Consider the following 18,882-nt stretch of genomic DNA (forward strand, 5'->3'; position numbering starts at 1 on the left):
CATGCGAACCGATGCCCTGTTACTGGCAGCCGTGTTTGGCTATCTGGGGGTCTTGTTTCTGGTTGCTTTCTGGGGTGACCGACGCGCCGAACAGGGCCGCTCGATCATTGGCTCCCCCACGGTCTACGCGCTCTCCATCGCGGTTTACTGCACGGCCTGGACCTTTTACGGAAGCGTGGGCCGGGCAGCCCAGTTCGGACCCAGCTTTCTGCTGATCTATCTGGGCCCGACGCTTGCCATGCTGCTTTCGCCCTTCATCATTCGCAAGATGGTGCGTATCGCGGCGCGCCAGCGCATCACGTCCATTGCCGACTTCATCAGCGCCCGCTATGGCAAGAGCACCGGCCTGGGCGCCTTGGTAGCACTGATCTCGCTGATAACCATCACGCCTTATATCGCCCTGCAGTTGAAAGCCATTACCGTGAGCCATGCAGTGCTGGTCAACTACCCGCAAGGTGCCGATGCTCTCCTGTACGACGAGCACTTCTGGATAGATAGATCCTTCTGGGTCGCGCTGGTATTAGCGGTGTTCATCATCCTGTTCGGCACGCGCCACCTGGATGCCAGCGAGCGCCACGAGGGTATGGTAGCGGCAATAGCGCTTGAGTCGCTGGTCAAGCTGGTGGCGTTTCTGGCCGTGGGCATCTTTGTGGTCTTCAGCCTGTTCGAAGGCCCGGGTGCACTGTTTGCCCAGGTCGCCCAGACACCGGAGCTTACACGGCTGATGCATCTGGAAAGTGTACCCGGCGGCGCCACTGGCTGGGTGGGTATGCTGATTCTGGCCTTCCTGGCCTTTCTGACCTTGCCACGCCAGTTTCAGGTGCTGGTGGTGGAAAATGTCGATGAACAGCATCTGGCACGCGCCAGCTGGCTGTTTCCGCTTTATCTCCTGCTGATCAACCTGTTCGTGATTCCGATTGCACTGGCGGGGCTGCTGCTGGATGCCGGCGACCCGGACAGCTTTGTACTTACCCTGCCGCTCTCTGCCGGGCTTGAGAACCTGCCGCTGCTGGTCTTCATTGGCGGGCTTTCGGCGGCCACTGGCATGGTGATTGTCGAGACTATCGCCCTCTCTACCATGGTCAGCAATCACCTGGTCATGCCGCTGCTGCTGCGCTTCAACAGGCTCCATTCGGGCAGTACCGGCGGGCTTGCCCACTGGCTGCTGCGCATTCGCCGCGTAGCCATCGTGCTTATCCTGCTGCTGGGTTATCTCTACCACGCGCTGGTAGGCGACAGCTATAGCCTGGTAACCATCGGGCTGGTTTCCTTTGTCGGCGCGGCCCAGTTTGCTCCGGCGCTGCTGATCGGCCTCTACTGGCGCGGCGCCACACGGCCGGGGGCCATCTACGGGCTGATCACCGGTTTCATGGTATGGGCCTACACCTTGCTGCTGCCAGGTGTCGTTCAGTCCGGCTGGCTGGATACAGCGCTGCTTTCTGAAGGGCCATTCGGCATCGGCTGGCTTGCGCCCTACACGCTGTTCGGCCTTGAAGAGTGGGATATCTATACCCATTCGCTGTTCTGGAGCCTGCTGGTCAACGCAGGCCTTCTGGTAGGTATTTCACTGTTCACACGCCCCTCTCCCCTTGAGCAGACTCAGGCGGCGCTGTTTACTCAGGCGCTGCACCCAAACCTGCCCACGGCAGCGCTTCAGCGGGGACAGACCACCCAGGGCGCGCTCAACCAGCTGCTGGCGCGCTATCTCGGCCCCAAGGTGGCGCAGCGGGTTTTTACGCACCAAAGCAGTAGCGAAGTACTCGTCGATCTGCCGGCTTCCGATGAGCTGATCATGCGCGCGGAACAGGCCCTGGCGGGGTCGCTGGGTAACGCTTCGGCCCGCGTGTTGATCAACTCGGTGGTGCGTGGTGAAGCACTGGATATCGAATCGCTGCTGAGCATGCTGGACACCACCACCCAGACGCTTGAATACAACCGGCGCCTGAAGCAGAAATCCGATGAGCTTGCACGCATTGGCAAGGATCTGCAGAGCGCCAACGACCGCTTACGTGAACTTGATCGCCTGAAGGATGAATTTGTGGCCATGATCAGCCATGAACTGCGCACGCCTCTGACCTCCATTCGCGCGTTTGCGGAGATTCTGGCAGGCCCACAGACCATCGCTGAACCCAAACGACAGCACTTTCTGGACGTCATGGTACTTGAAAGCCAGCGCCTTTCACGGCTGATCGATGAAATCCTGGATCTGGCGCGGCTAGAGAGCGGACGTATGTCTCTTGAGCGGGAGCCTCTTGACCTGGCAGCCCTGGCCGACCACAGCCTGGCGGCCGTAGCACGGCTTTTTGAGGAGCGTAATATCAGCCTGGAAACGGCCATTGAAGTGCGCCCGGCCTACGTAATGGGCGATTCCGACCGCATCGAACAGATCATTCTCAATCTGCTGGATAATGCGAGCAAATTTGCCAATTCGCCAGAGCCGAAAATTTTCATACGACTCTACAAAGCGCAGCAGCATATCTACCTGAGCGTTGAAGATAACGGCAGCGGCATCGAGCATGAGTCGCGGGAGCAGGTATTCGAGAAATTCCATCAGTTGAAAAGTGACAATACCCACCGCCAGCGCCCCAAGGGCAGCGGCCTGGGCTTGCCCATCAGCCGGGCGATCGCCACACACCTGGGAGGCAGGCTCTGGCTAGGCGAGCCACAGGTACTCGGTGGCGCCTGCTTTGTGCTGGAACTTCCCGAAGCCGAGGCCTTTATACCGTCAGGTAAGTAAATTCCACTTAATAACTTACTACTGCGAAGCCTCTCCTATAAACTATCCTTAATTAATGATTGTTGGTTTGAAGCGGTTACTCATGGAAGCGCTGATGCAGAACCTTAGAGAATACTCTTATAACGAAAACAGCAATAATTATACTATCGCCATCCAGCCCATCGTGGATAGCAATCTAAAGCATATTGCCGATGAGCTTTTATACCGTGCCAATGACACCAGCTTCTCGGCAGATATCAGTGATGATGTTCAGGCAACCGCCCGCGCGTGCGCGGTTGCCATTTATGAAATTGGCATTGACAGTCTGTGCGGCCAGCGCCAGCTATTCATCAATGCATCTCATCAGTGGTTAACGGACCCCGATCTACAGGGACTGCCCGCCGATCAGATCGTGATTGAGGTACTTGAAGATACGCCTGCCACCGATAAGGTCATCGACTCCTTGAAGCATTTAAAGCAGCAAGGCTACACCATCGCTTTAGACGATTTCATACTCAATGAAAGCAGCGAAAAACTGCTGCCTTACTGCGATATAGTCAAAATTGATATTTCTACCCCCGTGAATACGCTCCTCGTCAGCCGTCTGATTTCTCAAGGGTTTACACTTCTAGCCGAGCGTGTTGAAACACAGGCCGATTTCAAGGCGTGTCAGTTGATGGGCTTCACCCTTTTTCAGGGTTATTTTTACGAAAAACCTAAAACACAGCCTTCCAGTTCCATAAGGCGTACAGCATCTCGCGCTAATCAGCTACAGCTTTTAGCCTCCCTTTACAAAGAAAGAACCAACCTTTCCGATATTGCAGATTTGATCATACGTGACCCGTACCTGCTAAGCGCCACCTTCAAGAGAGCCAATTCAGCCGATAAGGGCTCTCGTAAACCCGCGACCAGGCTTATTAACTGCCTACAGATGATAGGTATTCGAGAGCTCAGAACTCTTGTATCGATTTTGATGCTGGCGAGTAACAGCCCGGCAAGCAGGCTTAACTTGATCAATGGGCTAACCCGAGGATTTACCTGTGAACGGATAGCCGAACAAAGAAACCAGGATGGCCAGGAGGGCTTTATCGTTGGGCTCTTTTCTCTTATGCCCACTATCCTGGAAATTGATCTGGGCACACTGCTTCAGGAAGTACGCCTTGGACGAGCCATCGAAAAAGCATTGACGGTCAAGGAGGGTTCTTTGGGAAGGCTGTTAAAAGATGTTCAGGCTGCAGAAGGTGGTGAGCCACCCAAACACTTCCCAACCGATACGCTACTTAAAGCCGCCGCCCAGGCACGTGCGCTTATCGATGCACACGGCGTGTGTTAACCAGCACTGATATTAGATACATAAAGAGCGAAGCAGCATCAATGACTACTGGCGATGACGTGGCGAGTAGTCATCAAGACTGTGCTAGCGGCAGGCGCTTGCGGATTAATTACCCGCCTGACGAGGGTCGGGCTCGAACATGGACTCGCCCACTTCATCAATAAAGCGCTGCGCCTTGGTCACCATCATGGCATCGCAAGCTTCACGGGCGGGCAGCATGTCAGAACGCTCAAAACGATGCTCGCGGCGCTCGCCGCTGGCATCGGGGTGGCTGATAACGCCACTGACGCGATACTGCCCGCTCTGCTGGTCGGGCTGCGACACAATCAGATAACCCTTGTACTCCACCGGCTCGGCGGCTTTCAGGCTGGGTTTTGCGGAAGCTTCTCGCTCTCCGCCAAAAAGCCCTGATAAAAGTTTTTTAAACATACGGCCTCCTGCGGCGTCAAAAAAAGCGGCAGGAAGGCCTGCCGCTTTTGTTCAGATCAGCTCTGCTGGCGACCTTTGCCTGCTGCGATCCGCAAACGCAGCGCGTTCAGCTTGATAAAGCCTTCAGCGTCTTTCTGGTTGTACGCACCCGCATCGTCTTCAAACGTCGCGATGGACTCATCGAACAGCGACTGCTCGGATTTACGTCCAACCACAGTGGCATTGCCCTTGTAGAGCTTCATGCGCACAACGCCCGAGACGTTTTTCTGGGTCTCGTCGATTGCCGCCTGCAGCATGCGACGCTCGGGGCTCCACCAGTAGCCGTTATAGATCACTTCGGCGTATTTCGGCATCAGCTGATCTTTCAGGTGAGCCTCTTCACGATCAAGCGTCAGTGACTCGATAGCGCGGTGAGCGCGTAGCATGATGGTACCGCCGGGCGTTTCGTAGCAGCCGCGCGACTTCATGCCCACGTAGCGGTTCTCGACGATATCCAGACGGCCGATGCCGTTGTCACCGCCCACTTTATTGAGCTTCTCGAGCACTTCGTGCGCCTTGAGGGCCTCGCCGTCAATGGCGACGATATCGCCTTTCTCGAACGTCAGCTCGACATAGGTAGGCGTATCCGGCGCGGCTTCCGGCGAGACGCTCCAGCGCCACATGTCGTCTTCGGCTTCGGCCCAGGGGTCTTCCAGAATGCCGCCTTCGTAGGAGATATGCAGCAGGTTGGCATCCATGGAGTACGGCGATTTCTTCTTCTTGTTGGAGAAATCGACGGGGATATTGTGCTCTTCGCAGTAAGCCATCAGCTTCTCGCGCGAGGTCAGATCCCATTCGCGCCAGGGCGCAATGACCTTGACACCGGGCTTCAGGGCATAACCGCCCAGCTCGAAGCGTACCTGGTCGTTACCTTTACCGGTTGCCCCGTGAGAAATGGCATCGGCGCCGGTCTCGTTGGCGATTTCGATCAGACGCTTGGCAATCAGCGGGCGCGCAATCGAGGTACCCAGCAGATACTCGCCTTCGTAAATGGTGTTGGCACGGAACATGGGGAAGACGTAGTCGCGCACGAACTCTTCGCGCAGGTCTTCGATGTAAATCTCTTTCACACCCAGCGCTTGCGCCTTGGCGCGTGCCGGCTCGACTTCTTCGCCCTGACCGATGTCGGCAGTAAAGGTTACCACCTCGCAGTTGTAAGTCTCTTGCAACCACTTAACGATTACAGATGTGTCCAGGCCGCCTGAATATGCCAGCACAACCTTTTTGACATCGGACATGCTTTGCTCCTTTTAATGAAAGCAAGTTCACTAGAAAATGCAGCGCCTGATGGCACGCTGCATGTCGAAATAAACTCCGAGTATAGCGTTCTCTATGCCCAGCGAATACCGTCAACGACGCCCGAGAGAGAAAGCTGCTAGAATCACCCCATTGAAGAGGCGGACCGCCGCCCATTTTGACCGATTACTCGCTTTACTAAGGAGAGCTGCATGAGCGAGGCAATTGCCCGCGAATTAATGGCCCAACGTTTTCGCAGTTATCTGCCGGTTGTCATTGATTTAGAAACGGGTGGCTTCAATGCCCAAAGTGATGCCGTGCTTGAGATTGCAGCCGTCACGCTCACCATGGACCCGGAAGGCAATCTTCTACCCGATGCAACCTACGCCTACCATATCCAGCCCTTTGAAGGTGCCAACGTCGAACAGTCCGCACTCGACTTTACCGGCATCAACCTTGATGACCCGCTGCGCCGCCAGGTAGCGCTGAGCGAGTCTGAAGCGCTGGGCGAACTGTTTCGTCCGATACGCAAGTCCATCAAGGCGCACGGCTGTTCGCGGGCCATTCTGGTAGGTCATAACGCTGCCTTTGACCAAGGGTTCTTGAACGCGGCAGCCAATCGCTGCAACGTCAAGCGCAATCCGTTTCACCCCTTCTCAAGTTTCGATACCGCGACCCTTGCAGGGCTTGTGTACGGCCAGACGGTACTGGCACGCGCCTGCCGGGCTGCGGGTATCGAGTTCGACAACAAGGCCGCCCACTCGGCGCGTTACGACACCGAACGCACGGCGGAGCTGTTCTGCGCCATGGTCAACCGTTACAAGGACCTGGGGGGCTGGCGCCTGGCCCAGCGCGAGCAGGACCTTGATGACAACGAGTAGCCTTTCGGCCGAGTGCAGCGGCCAGGGCTTTACGCTAAACTTGAGCAGTTTGCGGCACGGCGAATGAAAGCCGGTGTAAGGCTTTCATTGTGCTTCACTTTTTCGCTTTACAAGAGATGAGACGTTTCAATGGCTCAGCATAATGCCTTTTACGCCCAGTCCGGCGGCGTTACCGCCGTTATCAACGCCAGCGCCTGTGGCGTTATCCAAGCCTGCCGCCAGGCGCCCGAGCAGATCGGCAAGGTGTACGCCGGTCATAACGGCATTATCGGCGCCTTGACCGAAGACCTCATCGATGTAACCCAGGAAAGCGACGAAGCGATCGGTGCCCTGCGCCACACGCCGGGCGGTGCCTTCGGGTCCTGCCGCTACAAGCTCAAGGATATCGATACACACCGTGCCCAGTACGAGCGCCTGATCGAGGTGTTCAAGGCCCACGATATCCGCTACTTCTTCTATAACGGCGGCGGTGATAGCGCAGACACCTGCCTCAAGGTTTCCCAGCTTTCCGAAAAGCTCGGCTATCCGCTGACGGCCATTCACGTCCCCAAAACGGTCGACAACGACCTGCCGATTACCGATAACAGCCCGGGCTTTGGCAGCGTAGCCAAGTATATTGCCACCTCTACCCGCGAAGCTTCGCTGGATATCGCCTCGATGTGCGCTACCTCCACCAAGGTATTCGTGCTTGAAGTCATGGGCCGTCATGCGGGTTGGATCGCAGCAGCAGGTGGTCTTGCCGGCGAAGGTGAAGGCGAGCCCCCTCACCTGATCATATTTCCCGAGGTGGCCTTCAATCGCAAGGCGGTCATGGCACGCGTCGAAGAGAGCGTTAAGAACAATGGCTACTGCGTGATCGTGGTGTCCGAAGGCGCGCGCTACGAAGATGGCACCTTCCTGGCAGATGCAGGTAATACCGATGCCTTTGGTCACCGCCAACTGGGCGGCGTTGCCCCCACGCTTGCCGGCATGATCAAGCAGGACCTGGGTTACAAGTATCACTGGGCAGTTGCCGACTACCTTCAGCGCGCGGCGCGCCACCTGGCTTCCAGAACCGACGTCGAGCAGGCCTACGCGGTGGGTCGTGAAGCCGTAACACTGGCGCTGGCAGGCAAGAACTCGATGATGCCGGCCATTCGCCGCATTTCTCAGTCGCCCTATCAGTGGGACGTGATCTCGGCTCCTCTGGCGCAGATTGCCAACCAGGAGAAATTCATGCCACGGGATTTCATCAGCGAAAACGGTTTTGAAATCACCCAGGCCTGCCGCGACTACCTCTCGCCGCTGATTCAAGGCGAAGACTTCCCGCCGTTCGAGAATGGCTTGCCCAAGGTCGCCAAGCTGAAGCTGGCCAAGGTAGACAAGAAACTGCCGGTGTTTACCCTGTAATATGTCTTGAAAAAGGCGCCACTGCGGTGGCGCCTTGAGCTAAACCAGAACGGGCGGTGAGATAACTCATCGCCCGTTTTAGTGTCCGCAGATTGGAGTCTGGCTTAACGCAGTAGCCAGGAAAGCACCAGCAGCAGCAGCAATACGCCGGCAACCCCCTGCCAGAAGTGTCGCCTGGGCTCTTGTCGGTGAGTATCACGTACAGCCGGGCGCCCCAGCGGCAGGCGCAGGGCATGAAGAAACTCTGACAAGCGCCGAAAGCGCAGCGCTCGCTGGGGGTCCAGCGCCCGGCGCAGCGCGTCGTCAAGCTCCGGGGTTATTTCCGGATTGTGGGCGCGCGAGCTGCGGTAGCTAAGCTCTTCGAGATCGGTATGGCTGCGCAGCTTGTTCGGGGTCAACTGATACGGCAGCTCGCCGGTGAGCAGCCAGTAGACCGTCGAGGCCAGCGAGTACTGATCGCTGCGCCGGCCAATGCTGTCGCCCAGCGCGTACTCGGGCGCGGTGTGCTCATTGAAGCCAATCTGGCGCAGCAGTTCGCCGGAATGGCGATGGCCGTCCACTTCGCGCATATGGCAGGCGCTGAAGTCGTTGAGGATCAGTTGGCCGTGAGTATCGATCAGGATGTTGTCCGGGGTGATCTGCTGATGAATGATATCCCGGTGGTGAAGTGCCTGAACGGCCTTGCCCAGTTGATTGGCGATATCCAGACGCTGCACCAGGCTTGCCTGGGGATGGCGCTCCGCCCACTGGCGCAGGGTTTCGCCCTCCACATGCTGCATCAGATAGTAGAGGTAGCGCCGCGGTCTTGAGGGCCTGACCACCTTGACGACAAACGGCGAGTTGACCCGCTCCACCACCCACTGCTGAAGCAGAAAGTGTTCCAGATAGGCGTTGCGCAGTGAAAGCTCGGGGCTTGGGGCTTTCATCACCATTTCACGCTCGGTATACACATCGCGCACGCGATACACCCGGGACTGGGCGTTGCGCGACATCACTTCGATCACTTCCAGTCCGTCCAGCCGCTCCCCCGGGGCAAGTTCTGGAGGGATCGGCAGATCGCCGTAAATCAACCCCGGGTCATCCGGCGACTCTTCCGGCAGCTCGTCGATACGTACCAGCTGAAAGCAGAACTGATCACCCCCGTAGCCACGCTCCTGGGCACGCTGCTTGGCCTCACTGGCCAGGCGCTCGCAGGCGGCATCCAGGTCGCTGGCGTCCTGACGAATCAGGCGAACATAATCAGAAGGCAGCAGCGTGCCGCGCACCCCCCGCGTGGTAAACAGGAAAATATCGCCCTGCTTGAGCCCCAGGTGGGTGTAGTCGATATCCACACTGCCATCCATGCCCAACGCTCGAGAGGGGTAGTGATAGCCGCCGATGTCGGTGATATGGTCGCGGGTCAGCTGTTCGAACTCAGCCCCGCGCAAACGAAACACCAGGGTATCGCCCATATGAAAAAGATGGGCTTCCCGCTTGCGAAACACCACCACCGACATCGATGAGACGAAGCCACCCTCTTTAACGTGCTGACTCTGGCTATAGCACCAGCTGTTGAGCGCACGCAAAACCCGTGTGGCCGACGTCTTGGTATCCCAGTGATCAGGCGTGGAGAAGTAGTCTGCCAGGAAGCCGCGCACGCTCAGGTCACCCGCCTGCTTGGCCAGGGTATTGCGTGACACGGAGTCGCTGATAACCGCACAGCCCCCTTTGACTTTCAACAGCGGCGCATCAGGAAAACGCACCGACATGGAACTGCGGTGCAAGCGTCGGTCAGGTGCGACAAACGCCTGACCATAACTGATTAGCAACTGGGCATGCCCCACTCATCCTCCTTGGCTAACCGCTCTAAAGACATCACAGCGGCTATGATACACGCAACCACCCTCAAGCGATGCCCGCCAAACGTCGCTATTGCGGCGACACGGCCGATTAATGGCTACCATTAGCCTGCCGGCGGGCCAACCCCCATCTTGGATTGGTAATCGCCCGGTCATCTTCGTATAATTCCCGATTATTCGTGCAACGCATCAATTGCTTAGCCACTGCAACACCCAAGGACTCTTAAGGACTCAACGATGAACTTCGATAACATCCCTGCTGGAAAGGATTTGCCGAACGATATTTATGTGGCGATCGAGATTCCTGCGAACCACGCGCCTATCAAATACGAAATTGATAAAGACATGGGTGCGCTGCTGGTTGACCGCTTCATGGCGACCCCGATGTTCTACCCCGCCAACTATGGCTTTATCCCCCATACCCTGGCTGATGATGGCGATGCTCTCGACGCGCTTGTCGTGACTCCTCACCCGGTAGCGCCTGGCAGCATCATCCGTGCACGCCCCATCGGCATCCTCAACATGACCGATGAAGCCGGTGAAGACGCCAAGCTTGTATGTGTACCGCACCCCAAGCTGAGCACGCTGTACGATGACGTTCAGGAAGTGACCGACCTGCCCGAACTGCTGCGCCAGCAGATTGCTCACTTCTTCGAGAACTACAAGGATCTCGAAAAAGGCAAGTGGGTGAAGGTCGAGTCCTGGGAAGGTGTCGAAGCCGCCCGCAAAGCGATCGAGAAAGCAGCCGCGGCCTACCACAAGGCGTAAAGTGAACTAAACGCTGCTGTTTGTCTCTCAAGAAGGCCGCCGCTCAGGCGGCTTTCTTATAGGTTCTGCAAGTTGGTACGGCAAGGCCCTTGCCGTCTCTAGGTGACCATTTCCCATCATATCGCCGTCAAGGATATAGTGTGCTGCCCCTCAAACGCCTCGGTTTACTTCTGCTGATCTGGTTGCCGCTTGTAGCCCAAGCGCAATGGTTCTCTTCAAGTGGCGACGACAAGTTCCTGCCGGTCATGGAAGCGTTTGTGCCGAGCGCCTGGCACGATGGCGAAACGCTTTACGTGGGCATGCAAAGCGCAGATGGCTACTACCTTTACCGCCATCAGTTTGATGTTGAAAGCCAGACATCCGAGGTTACCCTAGGCGAGCCGCTGCTACCGGAAGGCACGTTCACCACGGATGAATTTCTAGGCGAGGTGTACACCTTTCGCGACCTGATGGTGTTTGAAGTCCCGCTTGAGAGCGCCTACTCTGGCCCCATCGATATTGAATTGACCTTTCAGGGCTGCGCCGATGCCGGGCTCTGCTATCCGCCCGAACGCGTAACACTGCAAGCCTCGGAATCAGAGCCTCCGCCCCAGTACGCCGAGTGGCTGAACGCGCAGACCGGGCAGCCAGGTCAAGCCAGCGAACCTGAGGCAGCACCTGACCAAGACGCAGCGCTTAGCACACCGCAGAGCGCTGACAGCCGTTTCAGCACACTGCTGAGCGAGGCAAGCCTACCCCTGGCCCTGGGGCTTTTTTTCATTGCCGGAATCGGCCTCACCTTTACGCCCTGCGTACTGCCCATGATTCCGATCCTGTCCTCGATCATCGTTGGCCAGAATCCTACTCGCCCCCGCGCCTTTGCCCTTTCAACAAGCTATGTACTCGGCATGGCGATTACCTACGCGGTAGTAGGTGTACTGATGGGTTTGTTCGGTGCCGGCCTTAATCTTCAGGCCAGGCTCCAGTCCGCGCCGGTACTGATTACCTTTGCGCTACTGTTTAGCGTGTTTGCCCTCGCCATGTTCGGCGCATTCGAGCTCCGCTTCTCTCCTAAGCTCACCAGCCGTATTGATGCCTGGCAAACCCGTGCGCAGCAAAGCGGCCCGGGGGGACTTTTCCTGGCAGGCGCCCTTTCTGTACTGGTGGTGTCGCCCTGTGTGACCGCGCCGCTGGCTGGGGCTCTGGTATTTATCTCCTCGACCGGCGATGCGCTTATAGGCGGCGCCGTGCTGTTTGCCCTGGGCCTTGGCATGGGACTGCCGCTTCTACTGGTAGGCACCTTAGGCGTTACGCTGTTACCGCGCACCGGGGCCTGGATGAACGGCGTCAAGATCGCGTTTGGGCTGCTGCTGCTGGGTGTTGCCATCTGGATGGTAGAGCGTTTGGTGGCAGGCCCCGTGGCCCTACTGCTCTGGGCAGGCCTGGCAATTGGTAGCGCTCTGGTGATGGGTGCACTGAATGTCAACTATCCGCTTGGCTGGGCGCGTGCCCGACAAACTCTGGGCCTGATGCTTCTGACCTGGGGTATCGCCCTGGTATTGGGTGCTGCACAAGGTAATCACGACCCGCTTCGGCCGTTAAGTGTCTCCAGCACTTCCTCAACGCCTGCTCAGACAATCGAATTTACCAGTGTCGACAGCCTTGCAACGCTTGAAACCGCGCTGGCGCAAGCGGCCAGCGCGGGGCAACCTGCCTTTGTGCACTTCACCGCCGGCTGGTGCATTTCGTGCAAGGTCATGGAGCGTGATGTCTATACGGACCCGCGTGTAATGGCGGCTCTAGAGGGCTATACGTTGATTGCCGCTGATGTGAGCGACACTGATGCACAAAGTCGCGAACTGCTGGACCGTTTTCAACTGTTCGGCCCGCCCAGCCTGCTGTTTTTTGATCAGGGCACGGAAATACGCGCCGCGCGCATTCAGGGAGAAGCAAGTGCCAGTGAGCTGGCCGACCACCTGAACGCGCTTTCCGAATGGCAAACCAGCTGATCATGACGAACCTAAGGGCTCTCGTCTCCTAGGCCTGATACTCACCGCAAAGGCGATCAGTAGCCAATATACAAGGGGCATACCCCTTACCAAGGCTAGACCGAAGCTGGACATGCCCGGTTTTTTTCGGCAAACTCCGCTCCCATATTGGTTAAATTCCTGGTTTTCAAGCTGTAAGAGGGGTAACGTTCGCTAACATGCAGCGTTCTCTTCTTTTTTAAAATTGGTTTACTGCGCACCCGGCACTGCCTTTTACAGCGCATCTGCCGGGTCAGGTAACAACATTCATCTATTAATGGGGCCCACCATGGATATTCGCAAAGTCAAAAAACTGATCGAGCTGCTTGAAGAGTCCAACATCAGCGAGATCGAAATTCAGGAAGGCGAAGAGTCAGTACGCATCAGCCGCCACCCGAATGGCGCCACTTGGCAGCCCCAGCCAATGCCTCAATATGCTCAGCCGGCAGCCCCGGCGCCTACTCCTTCAGCGCATGCGCCCGCCGCTGATGCAGAGCCCCAAGGTGCAAGCTTCCGCGGCGAAGCCGTCAACTCGCCCATGGTAGGTACCTTCTATCGTAGCCCGGCACCCGGTGCGAAATCCTTCGTGGAAGTGGGCGATACCGTCAAGCAAGGCGACACCGTATGTATCGTTGAAGCGATGAAGATGATGAACCAGATTGAAGCTGACCGCGACGGCGTGGTGGAAGCCATTCTGGTGGAAGATGGTGAGCCGGTGGAATTCGATCAGCCCATGATCGTTCTCGCTTAATCTTTCTTATCAACACGGGTGGACTCTCCCATGCTGGACAAGGTACTTATCGCCAACCGCGGCGAGATAGCCCTACGTATTCTGCGCGCCTGCAAGGAACTGGGCATCAAGACCGTAGCGGTACACTCCAAGGCTGACCGCGAACTCATGCACGTTCGCCTGGCGGATGAAGCTGTGTGTATCGGCCCGGCGTCATCGGCCCAATCATATCTGAACATTCCGGCGCTGATCAGCGCCGCTGAAGTGACCGACTCAAGCGCGATTCATCCGGGCTACGGCTTCTTGTCCGAAAACGCCAACTTTGCCGAGCAGGTTGAGCGCTCTGGGTTTACCTTCATCGGCCCGCGCGCAGAGACGATCCGCCTGATGGGTGACAAGGTCAGCGCCATCGAAGCCATGAAAATTGCCGGCGTACCGACCGTGCCCGGCTCTGACGGCCCGCTGGGTGATGACGAAGCGGCGACGCTTGCGACCGCCAACCGCATCGGCTACCCGGTCATCATCAAGGCAGCTGCCGGTGGCGGTGGCCGCGGCATGCGCGTGGTGCATTCGGAAAGTCAGCTGCTGTCGTCGATCAGCATTACTCAGAACGAAGCCCAGGCAGCGTTTGGTGACGGCACGGTTTACATGGAAAAATTCCTTGAGAAACCGCGTCACGTGGAAGTCCAGGTACTGGCCGATGGCCAGGGCAACGCCATTCACCTGTACGACCGCGACTGCTCGCTGCAACGTCGTCATCAGAAGGTGCTTGAAGAAGCGCCTGCTCCCGGCATCGACCCCAAGGCCCGCGCTGATGTGCTGGAAGCCTGTCGCCAGGCATGTCTGGAAATCAACTATCGTGGCGCCGGCACGTTCGAGTTTCTCTACGAAGACGGCAAGTTCTTCTTTATCGAGATGAACACCCGCGTACAGGTAGAGCACCCGGTCACCGAAATGGTGACCGGTGTGGATATCGTCAAGGAGCAGCTGCGTATTGCTTCTGGCCTCCCGCTGTCGATTACCCAGGAAGACGTCAAGCTCAACGGCCACGCCTTTGAGTGCCGGATCAATGCCGAAGACGCGCGCACCTTCATGCCCTCTCCCGGCAAGGTAACGCTGTTTCACGCACCGGGCGGTCTGGGCGTACGCATGGATTCCCACCTGTACACGGGCTACACCGTCCCACCGCACTATGATTCGCTGATCGGCAAGCTGATTACCTGGGGTGCTGACCGTGAGACGGCTCTGACACGTATGCGCAATGCGCTGGACGAGCTGCTCGTGGAAGGTATCAAGACCAATATCGATCTGCAGAAAGACCTGGTGCGCGATAGCCACTTCCGCCAGGGTGGGGTCAATATCCACTACCTGGAAAAGAAGCTGGCCAACTAGGCGTTGAGCCAACTACACGTCTGACGACAGCCTTGTTTGACAACTGTCTTAGCAATACCCAACGGGGTGCGGCCATGCCCACCCCGTTATCGTTTATGCCTACCGCGGAGAGCCCCATGCCCTGGCTTCAACTTAAAGCCCACGTTGCCCCTGAGCAGGCCGAACTTCTCGAAGAGCTGCTGCTTGAAGAGGGAGCGACCGCCATCGGGCTGCAGGACGCCCATGACGACCCGGTATTCGAACCCGAGCGCGGCACCACACCGCTGTGGCAGGACACCGTGCTGACCGGCCTGTACGACGACCTTGAAGGCGTGGAAAGCATGCTGGCGCGCATTGAAGCCGCCTGGGCCGAGCAGATGCCGGATGAACCCTGCCCGACCATCGAATATGAGCTGCTGGCAGACCGGGACTGGGAGCGCGAGTGGATGGACGACTTCACCCCCTTGCAAATGGGCCAGCGGCTCTGGATCGTGCCGAGCTGGCATACTCCCCCCGAGGCGGACGCGGTCAACCTGATACTCGACCCGGGCCTGGCCTTTGGTACCGGCACCCACCCCACCACCGCGCTTTGCCTTGAGTGGCTTGACCAACTCGCCGTTGACGGCACGCTGGGCGACAAGCAGGTGCTGGATATCGGCTGTGGCTCGGGTATTCTGGCGATTGCTGCGCTCAAGCTGGGCGCACGCCACGCCGACGGCACCGATATCGATCCCCAGGCGCTCCAGGCCAGCCGTGATAATGCCGAGCGCAACCAGATCCCGGAGCAGGACTTTGCCCTTTACTACCCCGAGCAGTTGACGGGCGGTCCTTATCCCGTGGTGACAGCCAACATCCTGGCGGGCCCACTGGTCGAACTGGCACCGACCATTGCCGGCCACGTGGCGCCGGGCGGACTGCTTGCCCTGTCGGGTATTCTGGCCAATCAGGCAGACAGCGTACTCGAGGCCTATGAAACACAGGGCCTGATCATGGATGAGCCGGTGCTGCGTGAAGGCTGGGTACGCCTGACCGGCCACCGCCCCGCTTAATCTGGGCCACGGCCTTCACCCCGCCGCCGAGTAGGCGTATCATACGCCCCCTTGAAACGACCTACTCGTTCGGCTGACTGCGCACTACTATGACCCTGATTCCTGAATCACCCACCGCCATCGGCCCCTACACCTTGCCTAACCAGGTCATACTGGCGCCCATGGCCGGGGTTACCGACCGCCCTTTCCGTCAGCTCTGCCGAAGGCTGGGGGCCGGCTGGGTGGTGGGCGAAATGGTGACCGCCGACCCGAGCCTCTGGCATACGCGTAAATCTCAGCTGCGCATGGATCATCAAGGCGAACCGGATCCCAGGGTCGTTCAGATCGCCGGGGGCGATGCCGAGATGCTCGCCCAGGCGGCCCGGCTCAATGCCGAGCTCGGCGCCCAGATCATCGACATCAACATGGGTTGCCCGGCAAAAAAGGTCTGCAACAAGGCCGCAGGCTCGGCGCTTCTGCGTGATGAAGCCCTGGTCGCCGAGATACTGGAAGCCGTGGTCAAGGCGGTCGACGTACCGGTCACGCTGAAAATCCGCACCGGCTGGTGCGCTGACTCCAACAACGGCGTGAGAATTGCCAAGCTTGCCGAAGCGGCCGGCATTCAGGCGCTGGCGGTGCATGGCCGTCATCGTGAACAGCGCTATACTGGATGGGCGGAATACGACACGATTGCGGACATCAAATCGCGTCTATCCATCCCGGTCATTGCCAATGGTGATATTACAAGCCCGGAAAAAGCAGCCGAAGTCCTTCGTTATACCCGCGCCGATGCGGTGATGATTGGACGTGGCGCCCAGGGCAATCCGTGGATTTTCGAACAGATCACCCATTACTTGCAGCACGGCGAACGATTGGCCCTGCCTAGTCTGGATGAGCGCCGCCTGGTGCTGGTCGAGCACGTCGCCGCCCTGCACGCTTTTTATGGCGATACGATGGGTGTACGCATTGCGCGCAAGCATATTGGCTGGTATCTCGAGAGTGACCAGCGCTTTTGCGATGACAAGCGCCGCCGGCTGAAACAGCAATTCAATGCCCTGGCCTCACCTGAAACGCAATTTAACTGGATCAATGACGCAATGGCGTTTGACGCTGACAAGCGTCTGCTAGCCAAAGGAAGCCATGCTGCATGAACGAACGCGATCTTCTTTCCAGCGAACTCTCTTCGCGCCTGACAGGCACACTCGCTGATCCCGCAGCAAGCGCTCCTCCGCAGCCCTTGAGAGAGGCCGTGGAGTCCGCCATGCGCCGCTACTTCGAGCATCTCGATGGCAGCCAGGCCACCGACCTGTACGCCATGGTGATGGCCGAAGTAGAAGCGCCGCTGCTCGCCTGCGTACTTGAGCACACCGATGGCAACCAGACCCGCGCCGCGGACGTGCTGGGATTGAACCGCGGTACGCTGCGCAAGAAACTCAAGCTTTACGGACTTATCGAAGGTGACGCCCCATAATTCTGGGGCGTTGTTGTTTTTATTTCCCCACTCTGCAAACGAGCTTACCCATGGTTGATAGTACTGCTACCCCCGTTCGTCGCGCGCTGCTGAGCGTTTCTGATAAAACCGGTATTGTAGACTTCGCCCGCGGCCTGTCCGAGCGCGGTATCGAGCTTCTTTCCACGGGCGGTACCTTCCGCCTGCTTCAGGAAAACGGCATTGCCGTTGTTGAGGTATCCGAGCACACGGGGTTTCCGGAAATCATGGATGGCCGGGTAAAGACGCTGCATCCCAAGATTCATGGCGGCATTCTCGCCCGCCGTGGTCAGGATGACGCGGTCATGGCTGAAAACGACATCACCCCGATCGACATGGTGGTGGTCAATCTTTATCCCTTCGCGGCGACCGTGGCCAAGCCTGACTGCACGCTGGAAGACGCCATCGAGAACATCGATATCGGCGGCCCCACCATGGTTCGCGCCTGTGCCAAGAACCACGCCTACACCACCATCGTGGTCAATGCCGATGACTACGCCCGCGTGCTCGAAGAGCTTGCCGACAACGATGGCAAGGTAAGCCGCGACACCCGCTTTGATCTTGCCGTCAAGGCCTTCGAGCACACCGCCGGCTACGACGGTGCGATTGCCGAGTACCTGGGCCGCAAGGTCAACGAGAGCGACGCCACGTTTGCCCGTACCTTCAACCTGCAGCTAACCAAAAAGCAGGATATGCGCTACGGCGAGAACCCCCATCAGCAAGCGGCGTTCTACGTGGACCCGCAAGCGTCTGAACCCAGCGTCGCCACGGCCAACATGCTCCAGGGCAAGCCGCTCTCGTTCAACAACGTCGCGGACACCGATGCCGCCTTTGAGTGCGTCAAGGCGTTTGATGAAACGGCCTGCGTTATCGTCAAGCACGCCAATCCGTGTGGCGTGGCAGTCGGTGAAACGGCACTGGAAGCTTACGACAAGGCGTTTGCCACCGACCCCACCAGCGCGTTTGGCGGCATCATTGCCTTCAATACGCCGCTTGAAGCCGACACGGCGCGGGCAATCGTGGATCGCCAGTTCGTCGAGGTCATCATCGCCCCTGGGGTCAGCGCCGAAGCCGCCGCCATTGTTGGCGAAAAACAGAACGTTCGCCTGCTGGATGTCAGTGCCCACTGGCCCGGCGATGCCCAGGCGGCGTTTGACTACAAGCGCGTGAATGGCGGCCTGCTGGTTCAGGAGCGCGACCAGGGTATGGTCACGCGCGAGGAGCTGACCGTCGTGAGCAAGCGCGAACCTTCCGAGCAGGAGCTTCGCGACCTTACCTTCGCCTGGAGGGTCGCCAAGTTCGTCAAATCCAACGCGATTGTTTACGCCAAGGCGGGCCAGACCATTGGTGTGGGCGCCGGCCAAATGAGCCGCGTCTATTCAGCCAGAATTGCCGGCATCAAGGCCGCTGACGAGAACCTTACCGTTCCGGGCTCGGTCATGGCCTCCGATGCGTTTTTCCCCTTCCGTGACGGTATCGATGCGGCAGCGGCGGCAGGCATCACTGCCGTGATTCAGCCGGGTGGCTCGATGCGCGACCAGGAAGTGATCGACGCCGCCAACGAGGCGGGCATTGCCATGGTATTCACCGGTATGCGTCACTTCCGCCACTAAAGCCCAAGGCTACTGG

Annotated in this window: 15 protein-coding genes; 12 read left to right on the forward strand and 3 right to left on the reverse strand. The window is 58.3% G+C overall.

Annotated elements, in window-relative coordinates; all coding sequences use genetic code 11:
- Position 1: 1 nt before the first annotated feature.
- Positions 2-2,737, forward strand: a complete 2,736-nt coding sequence (locus B0H98_RS05755; protein WP_106374241.1) for a sensor histidine kinase — start codon at positions 2-4, stop codon at positions 2,735-2,737.
- An 82-nt stretch (positions 2,738-2,819) separates the two neighbouring features.
- On the forward strand, positions 2,820-4,049 hold the full coding sequence (locus B0H98_RS05760) for an EAL and HDOD domain-containing protein (protein WP_244182974.1): 1,230 nt from the start codon (positions 2,820-2,822) through the stop codon (positions 4,047-4,049).
- 105 nt (positions 4,050-4,154) lie between these two features.
- Here B0H98_RS05760 and B0H98_RS05765 read toward each other — a convergent pair whose 3' ends face one another.
- Together B0H98_RS05765 and B0H98_RS05770 are read right to left on the reverse strand one after the other, a co-directional pair.
- Positions 4,155-4,478, reverse strand: coding sequence for an HlyU family transcriptional regulator (locus B0H98_RS05765; protein WP_106374111.1), 324 nt, complete (start codon positions 4,476-4,478; stop codon positions 4,155-4,157).
- A 56-nt stretch (positions 4,479-4,534) separates the two neighbouring features.
- Entirely contained in the window at positions 4,535-5,755 is a 1,221-nt protein-coding gene (locus tag B0H98_RS05770; RefSeq protein WP_106374112.1) for an argininosuccinate synthase, read from the reverse strand.
- A gap of 210 nt (positions 5,756-5,965) precedes the next feature.
- Here B0H98_RS05770 and rnt point away from each other — a divergent pair, with 210 nt between their 5' ends.
- Positions 5,966-6,634, forward strand: coding sequence for a ribonuclease T (gene rnt, locus B0H98_RS05775; RefSeq protein WP_106374113.1), 669 nt, complete (start codon positions 5,966-5,968; stop codon positions 6,632-6,634).
- A gap of 129 nt (positions 6,635-6,763) precedes the next feature.
- Positions 6,764-8,023, forward strand: coding sequence for a 6-phosphofructokinase (locus B0H98_RS05780; protein WP_106374114.1), 1,260 nt, complete (start codon positions 6,764-6,766; stop codon positions 8,021-8,023).
- 104 nt (positions 8,024-8,127) lie between these two features.
- On the opposite strand, the gene B0H98_RS05785 is transcribed toward B0H98_RS05780, so the two are convergent.
- Complete coding sequence (locus B0H98_RS05785) at positions 8,128-9,846, reverse strand: bifunctional protein-serine/threonine kinase/phosphatase (protein WP_106374115.1); 1,719 nt, start codon at positions 9,844-9,846, stop codon at positions 8,128-8,130.
- A 252-nt stretch (positions 9,847-10,098) separates the two neighbouring features.
- Between B0H98_RS05785 and ppa the strand changes: the two genes are divergently transcribed.
- The 8 genes from ppa to purH all read left to right on the forward strand — a co-directional run bounded on the left by ppa (position 10,099) and on the right by purH (position 18,866).
- A complete protein-coding gene (gene ppa, locus B0H98_RS05790) occupies positions 10,099-10,629 on the forward strand; it encodes an inorganic diphosphatase (protein WP_009095357.1) in 531 nt (176 codons plus the stop codon).
- Positions 10,630-10,769: 140 nt separating this feature from the next.
- Positions 10,770-12,617, forward strand: coding sequence for a protein-disulfide reductase DsbD (dsbD, locus tag B0H98_RS05795; RefSeq protein ID WP_106374116.1), 1,848 nt, complete (start codon positions 10,770-10,772; stop codon positions 12,615-12,617).
- A gap of 307 nt (positions 12,618-12,924) precedes the next feature.
- On the forward strand, positions 12,925-13,386 hold the full coding sequence (gene accB / locus B0H98_RS05800) for an acetyl-CoA carboxylase biotin carboxyl carrier protein (protein ID WP_106374243.1): 462 nt from the start codon (positions 12,925-12,927) through the stop codon (positions 13,384-13,386).
- A gap of 30 nt (positions 13,387-13,416) precedes the next feature.
- Positions 13,417-14,757 (forward strand): acetyl-CoA carboxylase biotin carboxylase subunit, encoded by a 1,341-nt coding sequence (accC, locus tag B0H98_RS05805; RefSeq protein WP_106374117.1) that lies wholly within the window; start codon positions 13,417-13,419, stop codon positions 14,755-14,757.
- A gap of 116 nt (positions 14,758-14,873) precedes the next feature.
- Positions 14,874-15,785, forward strand: a complete 912-nt coding sequence (prmA, locus tag B0H98_RS05810) for a 50S ribosomal protein L11 methyltransferase (RefSeq protein ID WP_106374118.1) — start codon at positions 14,874-14,876, stop codon at positions 15,783-15,785.
- Positions 15,786-15,874: 89 nt separating this feature from the next.
- Positions 15,875-16,915 carry a tRNA dihydrouridine synthase DusB gene (dusB, locus tag B0H98_RS05815; RefSeq protein ID WP_106374119.1) on the forward strand — a complete coding sequence of 347 codons (1,041 nt, stop codon included), beginning with the start codon at positions 15,875-15,877 and terminating at the stop codon, positions 16,913-16,915.
- Positions 16,912-17,235 carry a DNA-binding transcriptional regulator Fis gene (gene fis, locus B0H98_RS05820; protein WP_106374120.1) on the forward strand — a complete coding sequence of 108 codons (324 nt, stop codon included), beginning with the start codon at positions 16,912-16,914 and terminating at the stop codon, positions 17,233-17,235. The genes dusB and fis overlap by 4 nt, the downstream gene beginning before the upstream one ends.
- A gap of 50 nt (positions 17,236-17,285) precedes the next feature.
- Positions 17,286-18,866, forward strand: coding sequence for a bifunctional phosphoribosylaminoimidazolecarboxamide formyltransferase/IMP cyclohydrolase (purH, locus tag B0H98_RS05825; protein WP_106374121.1), 1,581 nt, complete (start codon positions 17,286-17,288; stop codon positions 18,864-18,866).
- Positions 18,867-18,882: the final 16 nt, after the last annotated feature.

Origin of the sequence: Vreelandella songnenensis (assembly GCF_003002925.1) — a bacterium.
GTDB lineage: Bacteria > Pseudomonadota > Gammaproteobacteria > Pseudomonadales > Halomonadaceae > Vreelandella > Vreelandella songnenensis.

Coding starts and splice junctions, on each gene's coding strand:
- B0H98_RS05755 (WP_106374241.1), top strand. CDS start 2: ATGCGAACCGATGCCCTGTTACTGGCAGCCGTGTTTGGCTATCTGGGG.
- B0H98_RS05760 (WP_244182974.1), top strand. CDS start 2,820: ATGGAAGCGCTGATGCAGAACCTTAGAGAATACTCTTATAACGAAAAC.
- B0H98_RS05765 (WP_106374111.1), bottom strand. CDS start 4,478: ATGTTTAAAAAACTTTTATCAGGGCTTTTTGGCGGAGAGCGAGAAGCT.
- B0H98_RS05770 (WP_106374112.1), bottom strand. CDS start 5,755: ATGTCCGATGTCAAAAAGGTTGTGCTGGCATATTCAGGCGGCCTGGAC.
- rnt (WP_106374113.1), top strand. CDS start 5,966: ATGAGCGAGGCAATTGCCCGCGAATTAATGGCCCAACGTTTTCGCAGT.
- B0H98_RS05780 (WP_106374114.1), top strand. CDS start 6,764: ATGGCTCAGCATAATGCCTTTTACGCCCAGTCCGGCGGCGTTACCGCC.
- ppa (WP_009095357.1), top strand. CDS start 10,099: ATGAACTTCGATAACATCCCTGCTGGAAAGGATTTGCCGAACGATATT.
- accB (WP_106374243.1), top strand. CDS start 12,925: ATGGATATTCGCAAAGTCAAAAAACTGATCGAGCTGCTTGAAGAGTCC.
- accC (WP_106374117.1), top strand. CDS start 13,417: ATGCTGGACAAGGTACTTATCGCCAACCGCGGCGAGATAGCCCTACGT.
- prmA (WP_106374118.1), top strand. CDS start 14,874: ATGCCCTGGCTTCAACTTAAAGCCCACGTTGCCCCTGAGCAGGCCGAA.
- dusB (WP_106374119.1), top strand. CDS start 15,875: ATGACCCTGATTCCTGAATCACCCACCGCCATCGGCCCCTACACCTTG.
- fis (WP_106374120.1), top strand. CDS start 16,912: ATGAACGAACGCGATCTTCTTTCCAGCGAACTCTCTTCGCGCCTGACA.
- purH (WP_106374121.1), top strand. CDS start 17,286: ATGGTTGATAGTACTGCTACCCCCGTTCGTCGCGCGCTGCTGAGCGTT.